Origin of the sequence: Pseudomonas sp. AM8 (assembly GCF_036346475.1) — a bacterium.
Classification (GTDB): domain Bacteria; phylum Pseudomonadota; class Gammaproteobacteria; order Pseudomonadales; family Pseudomonadaceae; genus Aquipseudomonas; species Aquipseudomonas marginalis.
In genome coordinates this window covers 216,964-234,444 of sequence record NZ_JAOTNX010000012.1, presented here as the reverse complement: position 1 = coordinate 234,444, position 17,481 = coordinate 216,964, and the positions used below count along the sequence as shown (strand labels likewise).

General features: G+C 57.7%; 13 protein-coding genes and 1 pseudogene. 8 read left to right on the top strand and 6 right to left on the bottom strand.

The genetic code is table 11. The features are described from left to right. Positions 1-21 precede the first annotated feature (21 nt). Complete coding sequence (locus V3W40_RS26205; protein ID WP_330215914.1) at positions 22-2,469, bottom strand: UvrD-helicase domain-containing protein; 2,448 nt, start codon at positions 2,467-2,469, stop codon at positions 22-24. Positions 2,470-2,688: 219 nt separating this feature from the next. Between V3W40_RS26205 and V3W40_RS26200 the strand changes: the two genes are divergently transcribed. Continuing rightward, positions 2,689-3,384, top strand: coding sequence for a pirin family protein (locus V3W40_RS26200; RefSeq protein ID WP_330215913.1), 696 nt, complete (start codon positions 2,689-2,691; stop codon positions 3,382-3,384). A 222-nt stretch (positions 3,385-3,606) separates the two neighbouring features. Here V3W40_RS26200 and pgm read toward each other — a convergent pair whose 3' ends face one another. The 4 genes from pgm to V3W40_RS26180 all read right to left on the bottom strand — a co-directional run bounded on the left by pgm (position 3,607) and on the right by V3W40_RS26180 (position 9,896). Then, complete coding sequence (gene pgm / locus V3W40_RS26195; RefSeq protein WP_330215912.1) at positions 3,607-5,250, bottom strand: phosphoglucomutase (alpha-D-glucose-1,6-bisphosphate-dependent); 1,644 nt, start codon at positions 5,248-5,250, stop codon at positions 3,607-3,609. Positions 5,251-5,347: 97 nt separating this feature from the next. Next, positions 5,348-6,754 (bottom strand): aminotransferase-like domain-containing protein, encoded by a 1,407-nt coding sequence (locus V3W40_RS26190; RefSeq protein ID WP_065927599.1) that lies wholly within the window; start codon positions 6,752-6,754, stop codon positions 5,348-5,350. Further along, positions 6,751-8,169, bottom strand: a complete 1,419-nt coding sequence (locus tag V3W40_RS26185) for a hypothetical protein (protein ID WP_330215911.1) — start codon at positions 8,167-8,169, stop codon at positions 6,751-6,753. Before V3W40_RS26185 ends, V3W40_RS26190 begins: the two co-directional genes overlap by 4 nt. A 704-nt stretch (positions 8,170-8,873) precedes the next feature. Continuing rightward, positions 8,874-9,896, bottom strand: a complete 1,023-nt coding sequence (locus tag V3W40_RS26180; RefSeq protein ID WP_330215910.1) for a zinc-dependent alcohol dehydrogenase family protein — start codon at positions 9,894-9,896, stop codon at positions 8,874-8,876. 268 nt (positions 9,897-10,164) lie between these two features. Between V3W40_RS26180 and V3W40_RS26175 the strand changes: the two genes are divergently transcribed. The 3 genes and pseudogenes from V3W40_RS26175 (at position 10,165) to V3W40_RS26165 (ending at position 12,361) form a co-directional block, all read left to right on the top strand. After that, the gene (locus tag V3W40_RS26175) at positions 10,165-11,079 is read left to right on the top strand and encodes a LysR substrate-binding domain-containing protein (RefSeq protein WP_323146388.1); all 915 of its coding nucleotides are present in this window, start codon (positions 10,165-10,167) and stop codon (positions 11,077-11,079) included. Positions 11,080-11,560: 481 nt separating this feature from the next. Further along, positions 11,561-11,925 (top strand): annotated as a pseudogene (locus V3W40_RS26170) (transposase); the annotation flags it as partial. Positions 11,926-12,142: 217 nt separating this feature from the next. Beyond that, the gene (locus V3W40_RS26165; protein WP_330215909.1) at positions 12,143-12,361 is read left to right on the top strand and encodes a hypothetical protein; all 219 of its coding nucleotides are present in this window, start codon (positions 12,143-12,145) and stop codon (positions 12,359-12,361) included. Positions 12,362-12,392: 31 nt separating this feature from the next. Here the strand turns inward: V3W40_RS26165 and V3W40_RS26160 are convergent, their stop codons facing one another. Continuing rightward, the gene (locus tag V3W40_RS26160) at positions 12,393-13,310 is read right to left on the bottom strand and encodes a LysR family transcriptional regulator (protein ID WP_330215908.1); all 918 of its coding nucleotides are present in this window, start codon (positions 13,308-13,310) and stop codon (positions 12,393-12,395) included. Positions 13,311-13,547: 237 nt separating this feature from the next. Here V3W40_RS26160 and V3W40_RS26155 point away from each other — a divergent pair, with 237 nt between their 5' ends. The 4 genes from V3W40_RS26155 to V3W40_RS26140 all read left to right on the top strand — a co-directional run bounded on the left by V3W40_RS26155 (position 13,548) and on the right by V3W40_RS26140 (position 17,464). Further along, positions 13,548-14,387 (top strand): pirin family protein, encoded by an 840-nt coding sequence (locus tag V3W40_RS26155; protein ID WP_330215907.1) that lies wholly within the window; start codon positions 13,548-13,550, stop codon positions 14,385-14,387. Between the two features lie 72 nt (positions 14,388-14,459). Then, a complete protein-coding gene (locus V3W40_RS26150; protein ID WP_330215906.1) occupies positions 14,460-15,539 on the top strand; it encodes an alkene reductase in 1,080 nt (359 codons plus the stop codon). 245 nt (positions 15,540-15,784) lie between these two features. Continuing rightward, positions 15,785-16,573, top strand: a complete 789-nt coding sequence (locus V3W40_RS26145) for an SDR family oxidoreductase (protein WP_330215905.1) — start codon at positions 15,785-15,787, stop codon at positions 16,571-16,573. 198 nt (positions 16,574-16,771) lie between these two features. Next, positions 16,772-17,464: a GntR family transcriptional regulator gene (locus tag V3W40_RS26140; protein WP_330215904.1), complete on the top strand. Its 693-nt coding sequence runs from the start codon at positions 16,772-16,774 to the stop codon at positions 17,462-17,464. Positions 17,465-17,481: the final 17 nt, after the last annotated feature.

Genomic DNA, 17,481 nt, shown 5'->3' with positions numbered 1-17,481 from the left:
TGGAATCGCATTTGTCCCCTACTAATGGCGCTGATCGTCGAAAAACGCTTTCCTGCCGTCGACCCGCTCCGAGGCTTTGGGCACATTCACCGCCTGGCCCTCGGTTTTTTCCACATACCAGTAGCAATGGCTCACGGCCCGGGTAATCCCGACGTAGGCCAGGCGCAGCACTTCGTCCTTTTGCGCAGTGTCGTAGGGTTCGCTGTCCCCGTCCTTGCCCAGGCCCGCCATGCGGTAGACCTGGTTCTTGTAGGGCGAGCTGGTCACATGCTGGCAATCACCGAGCAGGAACACCGCATCCGCCTGCAGGCCCTTGGCGCTGTGGTACGTCAGCTGCTTCAACCTGCGCGTCACTGCGGGCAAGCTAGAATCAACATTAACAATCGACTGAATATGCTCTTGGATCAGTAACTTATCGCTACTTTTTCGATACAGCATTAATATCGAATCACCCCGTTGATAATGCTCCAGCAGTTGCCGCCCCAACGCCGCATCGTCCCGTTCCAGTACCGTGACCGGCACCAAGGCTTTTGGCGTGCCGCTGGCCTTGGCCTTTTTCCCCGGGATGGCCGGTGCGGCGCGCACGATATGTTCGGCGGCGTCGATGATGTGCTGATGGCTGCGGTAGTTCTCGCCGAGCATGACGCGGGTAGTGCTCGGCGCCGGGAATTGCTGGTTGAATTCCATGAAGTACTTGGGCGAACTGCCGCGCCAGCCGTAGATCGACTGCCAGTCATCGCCCACGCACAGCAAGGACGAACGTTGCGCACCACGGCCCACATGCATCGCCGGCCCACGACTGCGGATTTCCCGCAGGCTCGCGCGTATCCACGAAACGATCTGGGGCGATACGTCCTGGAATTCGTCGATCATCAGGTGCGACATTGGCCGCAGCAGCGGATCGCTGAGGAGCTTGAGATTTTCCGGGGTGTTCTCGCCGAACAGCGAGAACATGCGGTTATAGGTCATGATCGGCGGTGATTGGTCGAGAAGGTGGTCTTCCAGGGCCTTCCAGAAAATGCTCAGGGCTTCAAAGAAGAAGCGGTCCGGGTCGTCCTTGGCGAAGCTCATCTGGCCGACGGCGGTCGGCACGTCCAGCCCCAGGTTCTCGATAAAGCCGGCGGCCATCACGAAACTGTCCAGCAGCGGCGCCGACGCCAGCTCACCCTTGACCTTGTAATCAAAGCCGGGACCCGCGCTGGCATCCCCGGCGAGGCTGCTTAAAAGACGCTTTGATGCATCATAACTATCCAGCCATATCAATGGTTTATGACAGAAAGCTTGAAATAAGGTGCGTTTTACCGCCCACTCTGCACGGACCGACAGCTTCGAATTCGGCCGGCTGACCTGGGGGTTTTCCCTGGGATCAAAGCCCAGCACTACCCACGCATCCAGCGCCGGGATATAGCCGTGGCAATGGAACTGCGCGCCATTGATTTCGAAGCGCTGGCGACTGGGCTCAATCCCCTTGATCGGCCAGGCGCCGGCACGAAACCACAGGTCCTCGATCACATCGCAGAGTTCTTCATCGCGCTTGGCCGCCAGTTCGGTCACCGCTATGCGCTTTTGTACATCCGGATGATCGCGCTCCAGTTCGCGCAGTTGCAGGCCGTGGCGTGCCAGCGGTGCAATCAGTTCACGAAACCGTGCATGTCGCCCCTGCAACTGGTGGTAGCAGGCATTCATCTGCTGGCGCTGGGCGTCGCTGATGCGCAGGTCGAACGGGTTGCTGTCAGCGTCTTCGAAACCGGCACTGAGGTTTTCAAACGCCTGCAGGCGTTCAAAACCCGGCAGGCTGCGGACCATCGGCAGGATGCGCGAGTGAAAGGTGCGTACCACCGCCTGGGCTTCTTTCATATCAATGGGTTGGCCCCACAGGGTGAGAATGTCCATGAGCTTGTTGATGAAGTCTTTGCGCGACTCACGGGTGAAGGTCACCACGGTCATCGAGCTCAATTCGAACCCCAGGTAATGGGTGAGCAGCAAAATACGCAGCACCAGCGAGGTGGATTTACCCGCGCCGGCACCGGCGATCACCGAGGTTGACGGCGTATCGCTGAAGATCATCTTCCATTGCGCCGCGCTCGGCTGGGCATGGGCCGGCAGCAACCGGGCCACATCAGCCTTGATGCGTTTCTTCACGTCGGCGGTCAAGGGTAGCCGCCAATCGTCGAACAGGCTGTCATCGACGCCGGGCGCGCGGTGCTCATCGGGACGGAAGTCGCGGATCAACAGGACTTGTCGGCCTTCCTCGATGCCATCGGCCTTGCCCTCGCGATAGCCATACTCCACGCCGGCCTCGTGACCACTGCGAAAACCATCGGCCTGCCCGTGCAACCAGGAAAACCGATGCTGTGCGCGCAAACGCGTCAGGCCATGGCCAAACAGGCGTGCGGCAAGGCGTTTGAGCAGCGGCATTTCCGCCAATGGGCGCAGTTCGGGGGGCAGATCAGGCTTGTGTTGCGGCACGCGGACTCCTGCGATGAGCTGGGTTTTGACAAGGGCACCATGGTCGCCGGAATCGGCGCTCAGTTCCAGCCAATTGCTTTACCGTCATGCAGTTAGGCGATGAAGTGAAAGTCAAAACGCCAGCAATCAATCTAATTCACCGATAGGAATCAGGCATTTTTTACGCTTTTTTTCGATCATGGGCTCACGGATCATAGGCGCCATCAACAGGAGACGATCATGCTTGAACTTCGACCTTTCAACGCCCTGGGCGGCGCCCACCATGGCTGGCTTGACGCCCATCACCACTTTTCATTTGCCGAATACCACGACCCCGAGCGTATGCATTGGGGCAACCTGCGGGTCTGGAACGACGACATCATCGCCCCCGGCACCGGCTTCCCGCAGCACGCCCATCGCGACATGGAGATCATTACCTATGTGCGTGAAGGCGCCATCAGCCACGCCGACAACCTGGGCAACAAGGGCCGCACCGAGGCCGGTGATGTGCAGGTGATGAGCGCAGGCACGGGGATCGCCCACAGCGAGTACAACCTGGAAGCCACGCCGACCAAGATCTTCCAGATCTGGATCATCCCGAACGAGGCCGGCCTGCCACCCTCCTGGGGCGCCAAGCCGTTTCCGAAAGGTGATCGCGAAGGGTTTGTGACCCTGGCCAGTGGCAAGGCCGGTGACAGCGAGAGCCTGCGCATCCGCGCGGATGCACGCCTGGTAGCGGCGAACCTGAAAGCCGGGGAAAGCGCGGAATACCGCTTGGACATTGGGCGTCGGGCTTATCTGGTACCGGCGAGCGGCGTGATTGAGGTCAACGGCTTGCGTGCGCACGCTCGAGACGGTGTGGCGGTTGAGGATGAGCAAGTGTTGCGGATAACGGCGGTTGAAGACAGCGAGATCGTGCTGGTCGATCTGGCCTGATCCAACGCTTTGGCCCAATAAACTATGGGAGAGGCTTGCCCTAATGCCAGTCAGTTAAGCGTACATCGCCTCCTGTAGGAGCGAGCTTGCTCGCGAAAAACGTCAACGATAACGCGTGCTTCCTGAATGAAAGCGGCGCCTGTGAGTTTTTCGCGAGCAAGCTCGCTCCTACAAAAAGCCTTAACTGACTGGCATTAAGGCTTGCCCCCTCCCATATTGGGGTTATTCCGAGATAGCGCCGTCTACCAGCACCTGCGCCTCTTCCACCAGCTGCTTGAGGTGGTCCTCGCCAATGAAGCTCTCGGCGTAGATCTTGTAGATGTCCTCGGTACCCGACGGCCGCGCGGCGAACCAGCCGTTTTCGGTCATCACCTTCAACCCGCCGATCGCCTGGTTATTGCCTGGCGCATGGCTGAGGATCTGCTGGATGCTTTCGCCTGCAAGCTCGGTGGAAGTCACCTGTTGCGGCGACAGCTTGCCCAGCAAGGCTTTTTGCGCCGGGGTGGCCTTGGCGTCGACACGAATGGCGAACGGCTCCCCCAAGGCATCGGTGAGACCACGGTAGATCTGGCTCGGGTCCTGGCCTTTGCGCGAGGTCATTTCCGCCGCCAGCAAGGCCGGGATCAGGCCGTCCTTGTCGGTGCTCCACACCGTGCCATCCTTGCGCAGGAACGACGCCCCGGCGCTTTCTTCGCCGCCAAAGCCCAATGAACCCTCGAACAGGCCATCGGCAAACCACTTGAAGCCCACAGGCACTTCATAGAGACGACGACCGATGCGCGCGGCCACGCGATCGATCAGGCCGCTGCTGACCACGGTCTTGCCCACGGCCGCATCGGCGCGCCAGTCTGGACGGTTCTGGAACAGGTAGTCGATGGACACCGCCAGGTAGTTGTTCGGCGCCAACAGGCCGCCGGACGGGGTCACGATGCCATGACGGTCGTGGTCCGGGTCGCAGGCGAAGGCCACGTCGAAGCGTTCCTTGAGACCGATCAGGCCTTGCATGGCGTAGCTGGAGGACGGGTCCATGCGGATCTGGCCGTCCCAGTCGACGCTCATGAAGCGGAACGTGGCGTCGACTTCAGTGTTCACCACCTCCAGGTTCAGTCGATAGTGCTCGGTAATCGCCGACCAGTAGCGCACCCCTGCTCCGCCCAGCGGGTCCACGCCCAGGCGCAGGCCGGCGCTGCGGATGGCGTCCATGTCGATCACGTTGATCAGGTCGGCCACGTAGCTGTTGAGGTAGTCATGGCGATGGGTGGTGTCGGCCTTGAGCGCCTGCGCATGGGTGATGCGCTTGACCCCCGCCAGTTTATTGGCCAGCAGCTCGTTGGCCTTGGCTTCGATCCACTTGGTGACGTGGGTATCGGCCGGGCCGCCGTTGGGCGGGTTGTACTTGTAGCCACCACTTTGCGGCGGGTTGTGGGACGGCGTGATAACGATGCCGTCGGCCAGGCCGCTGGTACGGCCACGGTTGTAGCAGATGATGGCGTGGGAAATTGCCGGGGTTGGCGTGTATTCATCGCCTTCGGCGAGCATCACGTGCACACCATTGGCGGCCAACACTTCCAGCGCGCTTGCACCGGCCGGGGTCGACAGTGCATGGGTATCCAGGCCAACGAACAGCGGGCCGTTGATGCCTTGGGCTTCGCGATACAGGCAGATGGCCTGGCTGATGGCAAGCACATGCCATTCGTTGAAGCTCAGTTCGAACGAGCTGCCACGGTGCCCGGAGGTACCAAAGGCTACGCGCTGGGTAGAGATCGCTGCATCAGGCTGGCCGGTGTAATAGGCCGTGACCAGTCGCGGGATATCCACCAGCAACTGGGCCGGCGCCGGCTTGCCCGCAAAAGGACTGATTGTCATGCATAAACCTCGGATAGAAGGATTCGGAAAAAATGCCAGTTTACTGAGAGTTGGACTGCTGCGCGATGGTATCGATCCTACATCGTTAAGAGAAATTTCACCCAGTCTGCGCCTGGCGCAACGCGTCGCTCAATGCTTCCAGGGCAATATCCAGATTGGGCTGCCCGTGGAAGGTGTGACTCACGCGCAGGTGCTGCTGGTGCAAGCCACTGACACTGAACAGCTCCCCGGGGGCGATCACCACTTGCCGTGCCAGCAGGCGCTGAAATGCCTGGCGCATGTCTACGGCCCGGGTGGAGGCCAGCCAGAACGCGGCACCGGCGGCCGGCATCCGATAAGTCACCTGGTCGCCCAAGTGCTGTTCCAGGCGCTGGCTCATGTGCGCCGCCTGCTCGCTCAAGCGTTGGCGCAGCGTGTGCAGGTGCTGGTCAATCCGCCCGCTTTGGTACAAACGGGCAATCGCGCGCTGACGGATCGACGATAAACGGAATGAGCGCAGCAGGAACTGACGCTGCAACTCATTGCTCATGCGCCGGCACAGCAGGTAGCCGTAGGGGGCTTCCGAGCCGAGCACTTTCTCGAACGAAGAAAACACGATCAGCCGCTCAGGGTTCACCCGTTCACGCAATGCGGTGTGGGGGGCTTCAAAACCTAGCTCGCCAAAGGTGTCGTTTTCAAGCAACCAACAACCGGACTGCTCCAGCAGGTGTGCCACGTCGAGACGCTCGTCGATTGACATGGCCACCCCGCTGGGCAGGCTGACGGAAGACGAGAGCAACACCAGATGCACAGGCTCATCACGCAACAGCTTCCCCAGCACAGTTCGATCCAGGCGACCCTCCAGCGTCCAGGGCAACTCGATGATGCGCACCCCGGCGTCCTGCAACAGGCGCAGGATCAACCAGTCGCAGGGCGACTCGACAATCACGGTGGTGCCCCGCAGGCCCAGCACTTCGATCAGGATGTCCAACACGCCGCGCAGGTCGGCGCCGATGTACACGTCGTCGGCATGCCAGCAGCGCGTGGGCGACGAGGTATAGCGCGCGGCCAGGGCTGCGCGTAATTCCCATACACCGCAGGGCTGGGACCAGGGCTGCAAATGCGACGGGTACTGGCGCACCAGTTCCCGCTCGAGCCGCAGCAGTGTTTCATCCAGGGAGCCCAGCAATGCCGGCTCGTCACCACTGAGTACCAGCATACCGGGGCGCCGGGCCGCCGCGTAGAGGCGATCAAGCAGGCCCCCGCCGGCCCACGCCAGCGGGTTTGCCGACATCGGCCAGGCGTAATAGCCGGATTTGGCCACCGAATACACCCTGCCCTCCTTCTCCAGCAGCGCATAGGCGTACTGGATCGTCGAAATGGACACGTTCAGGCGTCCGGCCAACTGCCGTAACGACGGCAGTTTTACCCGGGTGTCGGTACTGACCTCGTTGATCAGGCTGATCATGTAGCGATAGACCGCCTGATACGCGAAATCCGCCTGACGCTCGCCGCGCAGCGTCATCGCCCGAACAATGGCACGGCCTGCGCGGCGCCCTGGGCCGCAGCGGCGCGACACATGCCGTTTTCTCTGGGCAGCGGCCGTTTGCGGTACAGGTGCTGCAACAAGGGCATCGGCAAACCGCTGGTGTCCGTTACCCACTGCTGCAGCATTTCGGCGGAACCGTTGCCCTGGAGGACTTTGTGCAACTCAGGCAACGCCACCAGCATGCCCGGGTGACATTGGCGCAGATAACCTTCCAGTCGCTCTCCGTGATGAACAAAGGGTGAAAACAGCAGGCAGGTCAGCTGGGTCTCATCCAAGCCGAAGAACTCCTGGGCGTAGGTACTCCAGAGCATGCGCCCTTCGCGGGTCCCGGCCTGAACGAGCAAGTCGTCGGGCATGCGCAGACGGCGCATGTACCCGGCGGCCTGCTGGACAAAACCTTCGACGCCTTCCTCATAATCCAGCGCACGCAGGCATTCGGCCTGCAACCCACGTAGATGAGCCATCAGCAACGGATTGGAATAGGCCGGATGGCTGAAGTGAAAGCCCAGTGGATCGGGAGCGTAGGCCATGAACTCGGTCAGCAGGGAGGTCGACGCGATGTCGACATCTTCCAGCAGGTCGGCGATGCCGATGTAGGCCAAGTGACGATGCCCCGCCGTGCTGGGGTTATCACTGGCCACGTAATGCTCACCGAACACATCCTGGTAATAACCGGTGCTCCACTCGTCCATGTGGGCGAACAACGCGTTGAGCGACAGCGGATGGCCCTTGGGAACATGGACGCCTGCGCCCTGGGCGGTTTTCTTGAGCCAGGCAAGAAACTGACTCTGCCTACGCGGGGAGTCACCACTGACCAGCGCATGGATGCCGCCATTGCACGTGGTGACACGCTGGTAAAAATCACCGACGGCCAGGTAAGTGTCGTTGCACAGGGTGGCGCGGCAGTCCCCGGCACTCACATGGCCCACCATCAACATATTGCGCTGGCTGATCTTTCGCCCGATCGCTGAGGCCGGACGCTGGTGATTGAAGGGTTGTACCTCCTGGTTTTCCACCATCAACAACTCGACACGCGGGTCATCGTGGAGAAACAGCCGGCCGTAGCCGCGATTCAGGGTATCGAGCTGCCCCTCGGTCATGCCCGCGTGACGTAGCGTCGCGACCCTCAGTTGAAAGGTACGTGGCGCGCGACCGGCAATGGTCAGTTGAGCCGCTCGGAGCAGCGCCAGGGTATAGCTGCTGACTTCACCGCCACCATGGGCCACCAGTACCTTGAAGTCCCCCACCTGTTCCATCCCGCCTGCCGCGACAATGATTCGCTGGACCAGTAACTGGAGAGCGGTACGTCCCGCGCGATTGAAGTGCCCGATCAGACGTTGCAGAACTTGCTGGTAAACATGATTCATAGCCTGTTCGTGAATAGTGCTCATAGTTCTACTACCCGAGTTGAAATATCAGTTTCAAGCAACTGCTGACAGTGTTTGCTTGACCTATTTTGCGTGTAGGAAAATCGCGCCTCGCATTGTGCGCCGATGATTAGACACTAGCACCACGCAACAAAACGACAGGGATTGCCGGGAAGCATTTTTTACCCGTACAAGCGCATAACCTAATGAAAAAACTGGTAAAAATTTCTAAAAGGTTAGCCTTAGGAGTCTTCCGACAAGGTCCTACGCGTTTTTAACCAGTCTTTTAAAGAAGTGTCCGACAATAGGCTCAACCAACTTTTCCATTTGCATGGCCGGTACGCTTTATGAAAGTACCTGTCTTGCTGAGTACACCTGTGGGCCGCGTCGATAGTTCGAGCAACTATCAGCAGCCGAGTCATGGATTCAATCATTGCTCAGTCCTTGAGATGAAAGTGAAGGCGCAATTATCAGTGTTGGAATAATGATTAATAGATACAGAAGCGGGCCGAAAACCAGCTCAGATGAGCAACCGATGTCGCGTAAATGGCGCACACACAACAACGCCGCGCTGGGATTCAGGGCGGCGTCAGGGAGGAAGGTCCGGATTTGCGGGCTAAAGTGCCAGGTCGGCACCTTCTGGGGCGGGCGGGTTAAGCCCTGTCAAATGGCGCATTTGCCCCATTCACTCAGGCGTCGGAGCACTCATTTACGAATACTCCTACAGCTCAAACAGCCGCAACCTGCAACGCAACCCGTTCGCGACATGGGCATTCGTCCATATAACGGTGGGCTTCGACAAACTGATTGAACGGAAACACCGTGGTTTTCAGGGGCACGAGCACACGATCGGCGGTCAGTTGGTTGATGTCACGCAACGCACGCTGCAACGCCACCTGATCCTGGATGATGCCCAGCTCCGGTTTGCCGGTGAAGTTGCCGATACAGTGCACGAAGAACTGAATGTTCTTCTGGAACGCCGCGCACGCTGGGAACGGTGTCTGGTTACCGCCCTGCAAGCCATACAGCACCAGGCTGCCACGTGGCGCCAGCACATCACCGAGCAACGACATCTGCGGGCCACCCAAGCCATCGAACACCACATCGACGCCGCGGTTCTCGGTGAACTTGTTGATTTGCATCAGCAGGTCCTGTTCTTCGGTGACGATGACTTTTTCTGCGCCAAGAGAGAGCAGGTACTCGCGCTCTGCGCTGTCCTTGGTGGCAGCAATCACCCGCACACCCAGGGCCTTGCCCAGTTGCACAAACGAAGGGCCGGCGCAGTGGCTGGCGTCGGTCACCAGGGCAAACTGCCCGGGTTTGACCCGTGCCAGGTCCACATACGCAAAGTAGGCGATCAGCAACGGCGTGTAGTGCACGCTGGCTTCGATGGGGCTCAGGACGTCCGGATAGCGGGTCAGGGCCGAACGGGGCAGGACGATCTGCTCGCCATACACCGGGTAATCATTGGGGCTCTCGGCCGGAAAACTGGCCACCTTATCGCCCACTGCCAAGTCATCCACGCCCTCGCCCAAGGCTACGACCACCCCGGCCATCTCATGGCCAAGGCCGGATGGAAGGCGTGCGTGGGAAGACGCCAGGTTCTGGCGCCACAAAATGTCATACCAGCTGATGCCAATCGCCTCGACACGGACCTGCACTTCGCCCGGTGCGGGCTGCGCGGCTGCATGCTCTTCGCACTTGAGCACCTCGGCCGGACCAAACTTGTGAAAACGGATCGTGCGGGACATCGCAAACCTCGTCAAAGTAACCTCTATTGCCATGAACTCTATCTGGGCTTTCCGGCTAAGACCACCGGTCGCCGTTAATAGTCGACATGTCTGTCATTGATTCCGCATCTGAGGAATAGACCTCAAGTATCGTAGGAAAACTCAATTAGCCGGTGCAGAGTACCAGCCTTTCCCCGTAAGATTCATACCGGTCACGCGTCTGAATGGACCTTCAGGGCTCTTATATGGCCGCTCTCGTCAAGTAAAGCTGACTCTTCCAGGACACAAGATGAACCGTAACGACCTGCGTCGTGTCGACCTTAACCTCTTGATCGTATTCGAAACCTTGATGCATGAGCGCAGTGTGACCCGCGCTGCCGAGAAATTGTTCCTTGGCCAGCCGGCCATCAGCGCAGCGTTATCGCGCTTGCGCGGGCTGTTCGATGACCCGTTGTTCGTACGCACCGGGCGCAGCATGGAACCCTCGGCCCGCGCCGTGGAAATCTTCGCCCTGCTCTCCCCGGCCCTGGACTCGATTTCCACCGCCGTCAGCCGCGCCGCCGAGTTCGACCCGGCCACCAGCACCGCGGTGTTCCGCATCGGCCTGTCCGACGATGTCGAATTCGCCCTGCTGCCCCAACTGCTCAAACGTCTGCGCGCCGAAGCCCCCGGCATCGTACTGGTGGTGCGCCGCGTCAACTACATCCTGATGCCCGGCCTGCTCGCCTCCGGCGAAATTTCCATCGGCGTCAGCTACACCGCCGACCTGCCGGCCAACGCCAAGCGCAAAGTACTGCGCCGCAGCCTGCCGAAACTGCTGCGCGCCGACAGCGTGCCGGGCGCCCTGAGCCTCGACGACTTCTGCGCCCGCCCCCACGCCCTGGTGTCGTTCGCCGGCGACTTGAGCGGGTTTATCGATGAAGAGTTGGAAAAGCTCGACCGCAAGCGCCATGTGGTGCTCGCAGTACCGCAGTTCAACGGCCTGGGGACGTTGCTGGCAGGCACCGACATTGTTGCCATCGTGCCGGACTACGCGGCCGAAGCACTGACGGCCGCGGGAGGCTTGCGTGCAGAAGAACCGCCATTGCCGGTGCGCACGTTCGAATTGCACATGGCGTGGCGTGGGTCCCAGGACAATGATCCGGGGGAGCGGTGGTTGAGGTCGCGGATTCAGATGTTTTTTGGCGACCCTGAGAGTCTTTAGGTTTCGTCAGGCAGGCAGTTCGGCTAATCATTTCTGCCTTTCCACAAACCATGGAGCTCCATTCAGTTCCATTGGATTGCTACATTGGGGGCACATCTGAGGGCATGCTTTGGATGGTTTGAAAAGGATGCCCCAGCCTAAGGCCAAGTGGGCTATTGATGAGGATAGCTCCGACCGGACACTCTGCGATTCGATAGACCGGCCTGAAGCTTTCAGCGGAACGGTGGACACTGGAATCGATGAGCGAACAACCCCACCTCCGTACAGACTCGTATTCCGCCTAAGGAATTAATTGTTAAAAATTAATTAGTTAATTAGCATTGTCGCGTTAACTCTGTCCGAACAACTCAAAATCGGAGGGGCTGACACTTCCCATGCAAACCAGGAATCGAACTTCAACGGCAACGATGTGTTGAAAAAGTAGCTCCTCTATCTTGCCTGCGGCAAAATATCTGCATTGGCCTGCAGGGAAGCACGCAGCATGATGGGACAGCTATCGAGTGGGCAGGCTCGGCTGTTTTACTCGTTCAACCTCCAAGATCACATTCCCGCCAATCACCTTCTGCGCAGCATTGATCGGTGTCTCGATCTGAGCGACCTGCGCCATTACCTCGCCGATTTCTATAGCCCGATCGGCGTCCGTCGATTGATCCTGAACTGATGATCCGCATGCTGATCGTGGGCTATTGCTACGGCATTCGCTCAGAGCGGCGGTTGTGCGCAGAGGCCCATTTGAACCTGGCGTATCGCTGGTTCTGCCGGTTAAGCCTTGAAGATGAAGTCCCCAGCCACTCGACCTTTTCCAAAAATAGACATGGCCGTTTTCGGGACAGCGATCTCTTTCGCTGACTGTTCAATGAAGTGCTGCGTCGTTGCATGGACGCTGGCTTGGTCGAGCGATCAGGCATTTTTCGCCGTGTTCGACAAACTACGCGAGATGCGGTTGATACCCTAGGTCGTGCCAGAACCGATGGGCCATCCCCTTGCGGGTAGATTCAGGAAGAGATCGGGCAGGCGAGAGATCAGCTACTACCTACGCACCAGATCATCAAGGAAGACACCGATGCCGGATAGCTCTCAAGTGAATGTAGCCACAGCAGACGCCCTCACGCTGCAGCTACACAACCAGTACGCAATACGCGCAGCCAATGAAGAGGTGACAAAGTGGCTGCTTGATAACGGAGCGGAGAATGTAGCCGCTAACGCAATCGGGGCGATGGAGACGCTGGACAAGAATGCTCAAGGCATCACAGATGCCATCATGCGCCTGCGTCATTCTTAGGCATATCCCATACTCTTTACGGATGCATGGATCAGGAGAGAGCCGTTGCAGGAAATTCTTCTCCCTCCAGTTTCTCCATCACCAACCCAATGAATGCAGACACAGCTAAGGGCAAATGTTGCCGGCTGGGGTAAAGCACATGCAGGCCGTATCCGGTTCTATGGTACTGCGGCAGCACAGACACAAGGCGCCCCATCTGAAGATCAGACTTAGTCATGGCGGGCGGCAGCAAGGCAATACCTAGCCCAGCCAACGTCGCCTTGCGCAAAGCTTGGGCGGTGTTTCCATTGAAACGGCTAGTGACCCGCACCTCTTCCGCCGCATCGTTTGGCCCATGAAGAACCCAGGTGGTGAAGCCGCTAGGATGGCCAAAGCTCACGCAATCGTGTTTGACCAGATCTCCAAGCTCAATAGGAACGCCTCTGTTTTTAAGGTAATTCGGGCTGGCCACCAAACCTTCGTTACCAGCTCCAAGGAGCTGGCGACCGACGTATCCTGAGTCCTGCAACGCCCCACCTCGAAACGCAATGTCGATACGATCAGCGATCAAATCGGCGCGTGCATCACTCAGCACAAAGTCGACGTGTACCCGTGGATGCGCCTCGAGAAAATCGGCTACCCACTCCATAGGAAAGAAGTCGAAAAAATCAGCCATTGCCGCAATGCGCACGGTGCCACTCGGCTCTTGGTTTCCTGTCATCAGCTGCTCACCAGCGTCAATCAGTCCATCCACGGCTCCACAGCATCGCTCGTGAAAAGCCTCGCCAGACTGGGTGAGTGTGAGCTTGCGCGTGGAGCGCTGCAGCAGCCTTGTACCGAGTTGGGCCTCAAGCTGTTGAACCCGCCGGCTTAAGGTGTTTGAGGGCATTCCAAGCTGACGTGCTGCCTCAGCGAAACTACCGCTGCGCACCACGTTTACAAACAATGCGACGTCATTCAGATCGATCATCTTGCTGCCACCCACACCATAAATGGATCAGTTCAATCCAATTATGCCATCTAATAAAGCAATCAATAGACGCATATCCTTCAGTCATTGCTGCAGCTGACCTTCAGTTGCCGGATTCTCCTACGGGCTGACCGTCAAGGCTTTTCGGCATCACGAGTTAATCCACATCCAGTCCAGCCAGCCGGAACTCCGCTCGACGACATCGTCTGTCGGCAAGGGAGAACAAAGAGAAAGCATATGACCGCCACCGTAGTAGTTCGACCACGGGCCATTGCCCATCTTACTGAAGGAACCACACACGGCCCTATAACGAGGCTTATGAGTCCAGGTGATCTAGGAGAGCTGTTGAAGCCGTTTATTTTCCTGGACATTTTCAGCCTGAACGCCAGTGGTGGTAAGTCGAGTTTCGGCATGCATCCGCACTCAGGAATCGCAACGATTACCTTCATGACAAAAGGGGATGTCTCTTATGAGGACACCACTGGGGCGACCGGTTTACTGCTCGCGGGGGGTGTTGAGTGGATGCAGGCCGGCAATGGGGTGTGGCACGACGCTACGCTAGCAAGCGAGTCCGCAATACAGGGATTCCAGCTCTGGGTGGCATTGCCGCCGCCGCTTGAAAACGCTCCCGCGATGAGTACCTACCTTGATCCGTTGCAAGTTCCACAAATGGGCCCAGCACGGGTACTACTGGGACGTTACGGGGCAGCTCAAAGCCTGATCGAAGTACCGAGTGAAATGAACTATCTCGCCGTGAGTTTAAAAGACGGTGAGCACTGGCGTTACACCCCACCGTCCGGTCACAACATTGCCTGGCTCGCGGTTAGTTCAGGAAGTCTGGATGCAGGAGGGTTGGTCAATGTCGGCGAATTAGCTGTGTTCGAAGAGTCAGAGCACCACATCAACTTCATCGCGAAAGGCGATTGCTCTTTCGTGATGGGCTCGGCGGTAAAGCATCCGTACGACCTGGTAACAGGTAACTACTCGGTTCACACGAGCAAGGCAGCTCTGGCGCAGGGCGAAACGGAAATACAGCGGATTGGCACACGGCTGCGGCAGCAAGGACGGCTCAACTAGCGCCGCTCAACCCGGCGTGAAAATCATCTCGACGATAACTTTCCAACACCCCAAATCATACTGAGGCACGTCATGACAGCGAGCAATCTCAACCTTCTTTTGTCCCCCACCCGAATCGCCAACCTCCCCCTGAAAAATCACATGGTGATGGCGCCGCTGACGCGAAGCCGGGCGGGCCAAGGCGATGTTCCAACTTCCACAGTGGTCGAGTATTACCGTCAACGTGCAAGCGCCGGCCTCATCATTACTGAGGGTTCTCAGGTATCGGCTCAAGGCAAAGGCTATATGAGAACACCGGGCATTTTCACCAACGAGCAAATCGCCGGCTGGAAACACGTGACCGACGCCGTGCATGCAGAAGGCGGACGGATATTTCTCCAGCTCTGGCACGTTGGGCGCCTGTCACACTCTCTAGTACAGATCGATAATCAGCTGCCGGTAGCCCCCTCAGCGATCAAGGCTGATGGCGAGATCTACACGCCTGAAGGATTGAAGCCTTACGAATCACCACGGGCTCTGAGCCTGCATGAAATTCCTGGCGTGATCGCGGATTTTCGCCAAGGTGCTGAAAACGCGAAGCGTGCAGGTTTTGACGGTGTGGAAATACATGGTGCGAACGGTTACTTGATCGATCAGTTCCTGCGCGATGGCACCAACACCCGAACCGATTCATACGGCGGCTCTGCAGAAAATCGCGCTCGGTTTCTTAAGGAGGTTGTGGAGTCGGTCATCGAAGTATTCGGGGCTAGCCACGTGGGCGTTCGCCTGTCGCCGATTTTTAATTACTTCTCCATGAGCGACAGCGATCCCCAAGCGACATTCAACTATGCAGCAAAAATGCTCAGTCGCTACGGGCTAGCCTACATTCACGTAGTAGAAGTCGGTGCGGGTTCATTCGACTTCAGAGAACTAAAGCGTCGTTTCGCAGGCACCTACATCGCCAATGGCGGCTATGACGCGGAACGCGCAGAAACGTCGCTCAGAGAAGGAAATACTGATCTGGTGTCCTTTGGCACTGCGTTCCTAGCCAACCCGGATCTGGTAGAGCGATTCGAACAGGGTGTCGCATTGAATGACGCAGACCCGACCACCTTCTATCAGGGTGAGGAGCGAGGTTATACGGATTACCCGACCATGGCCCAGATTCGATAACGATGAAGTGCTGCGGGAAGCGCAGTCGCTGCCAGCTGCCTCTCGCAGATCAATCGGGCCGGCAGGTAGCAATGCTGAGCCGGAGTAGGAGTCTGCGCCCTCTCCGGTAATCACCTGCAAATCTGCGGCAAGCCTGTCTTGACAAACAAACTGTGATCACATATCACTTAATGAGGTTTTCTTGTCTACGCACTCCGTAGCCACGAAAGAACTCATGAACAAAAATAAGACAGGACGCATTAGCTATGAACGTGATGAAGCGGCTGACACCCTATACCGGATTGAGAGTTTTGATTTCCGGTGGAGCTGCAGGCATTGGCGAATCGATCGCGGCTGCATATCTCGAAATTGGGGCAAGAGTCCATGTATGCGATGTAAGTGAGCAGGCGATCGCACAATTTCGTGAGCGCTATCCAGAGGCTTTGGCCACATTGGCTGACGTCTCCGACTCTGCTCAAATTAAGCGAGTCTTCGAGATACAACAGGATTGGGTGGATGGGCTGGATGTACTTATCAACAATGCAGGGATAGCAGGGCCGACCGGCGGAATCGACAAAATTAGCGATGCCGAATGGGAACAGACAATAGACATCAATCTCAATGCGCAGTATCGCTTCGCTCATCATGCTGTCCCCCTCCTAACGAAGTCAGAACACGCACACATCATTCATATTTCATCGGTCGCGGGGCGCTTAGGCTATGCTTGGCGGACTCCATACGCCGCGACCAAGTGGGCCATCATTGGTCTTATGAAGTCATTGGCAGCCGAGTTGGGCGAAAAAGACATTCGAGTCAACGCTCTGCTGCCGGGCATCGTCGAGGGCCCGCGCCAGGATCGCGTCATCAGTGATCGCGCCAAACAGTTAGGCATTTCAGAGCCGGAGATGCGCCAACAAACATTGAAGAAAATCTCATTGCGCCGGATGACTCCACCCGAAGACGTGGCAGCAATGGCCTTATTTCTATGCTCTCCTGCTGCTAACAATGTGACAGGACAAGCGATCAGCATCGATGGCAATGTCGAGTATCTTTGATTAGTCAGACCTATACGTCTCGCTACCGACCTTGGTAGCGAGACGCTAATTGTGCGTGTGCTAGAGAGCTCGTTTCTCCCGAATTCCGTCATTTTCTATACCGGCACATCCGTGATCACAGTTGTCTCATTTTCCTATGCTGGCTGATCGAACCTGCCTATAATTCTCGCCATGAACCTATCCACACTCGTATCGCCCATGATCCGCCAGACCCTCAGTGCGGACGTTTATGCCCAGCTGCGCGATCTGCTGATAAGCGGACGCGTTATGCCTGGGGAAAAGCTCTCGCTCAGATCTATAGCGGATGCTCTTGGTGTTAGCGTCATGCCAGTGCGAGAAGCGGTTCATAGGTTGGTCGCTGAGCAAGCGCTTGAAATGGCGGCTAATCGATATATTCGCGTTCCTGTACTGACGGTCAGCCAATTCCGGGAAATCACCAGTATCCGGTTGAATCTGGAGGGGCAAGCTGCAGCTCGTGCTGCGGAGCTTGTTGATTCGCAAGCGCTGGCTGAGATTGAAAAGATACACGAGGCATTTTGCGCAGAGTTTGCAAAAGGCGCTCCCGATGAGTCACGGCTGATTACGCTGAACAAAGAATTGCATTTCGCAATTTATAATCAGGCGGACATGCCCATCCTGCTCCAGATAGTTGAGTCCCTGTGGCTGAGAATAGGGCCTATCATCAACTATGACCTACGATCTGGCACTGAGCGTGTGATTCAGCGAGTGCAAGCCAGTCATCACGCAGCGATGGTTGATGCTTTAAAGAAGGGTGACTCCGTTGCCGCCTGTGAATCACTGCAAGATGACATCAAAAGTGCTGCCGAGTTTATCCTGAATACAGGGGCGCTGATCGTTGCCGATGCGCACAAGCCTGTCGAAGCTGATTAATTCCACCAACATGTTTT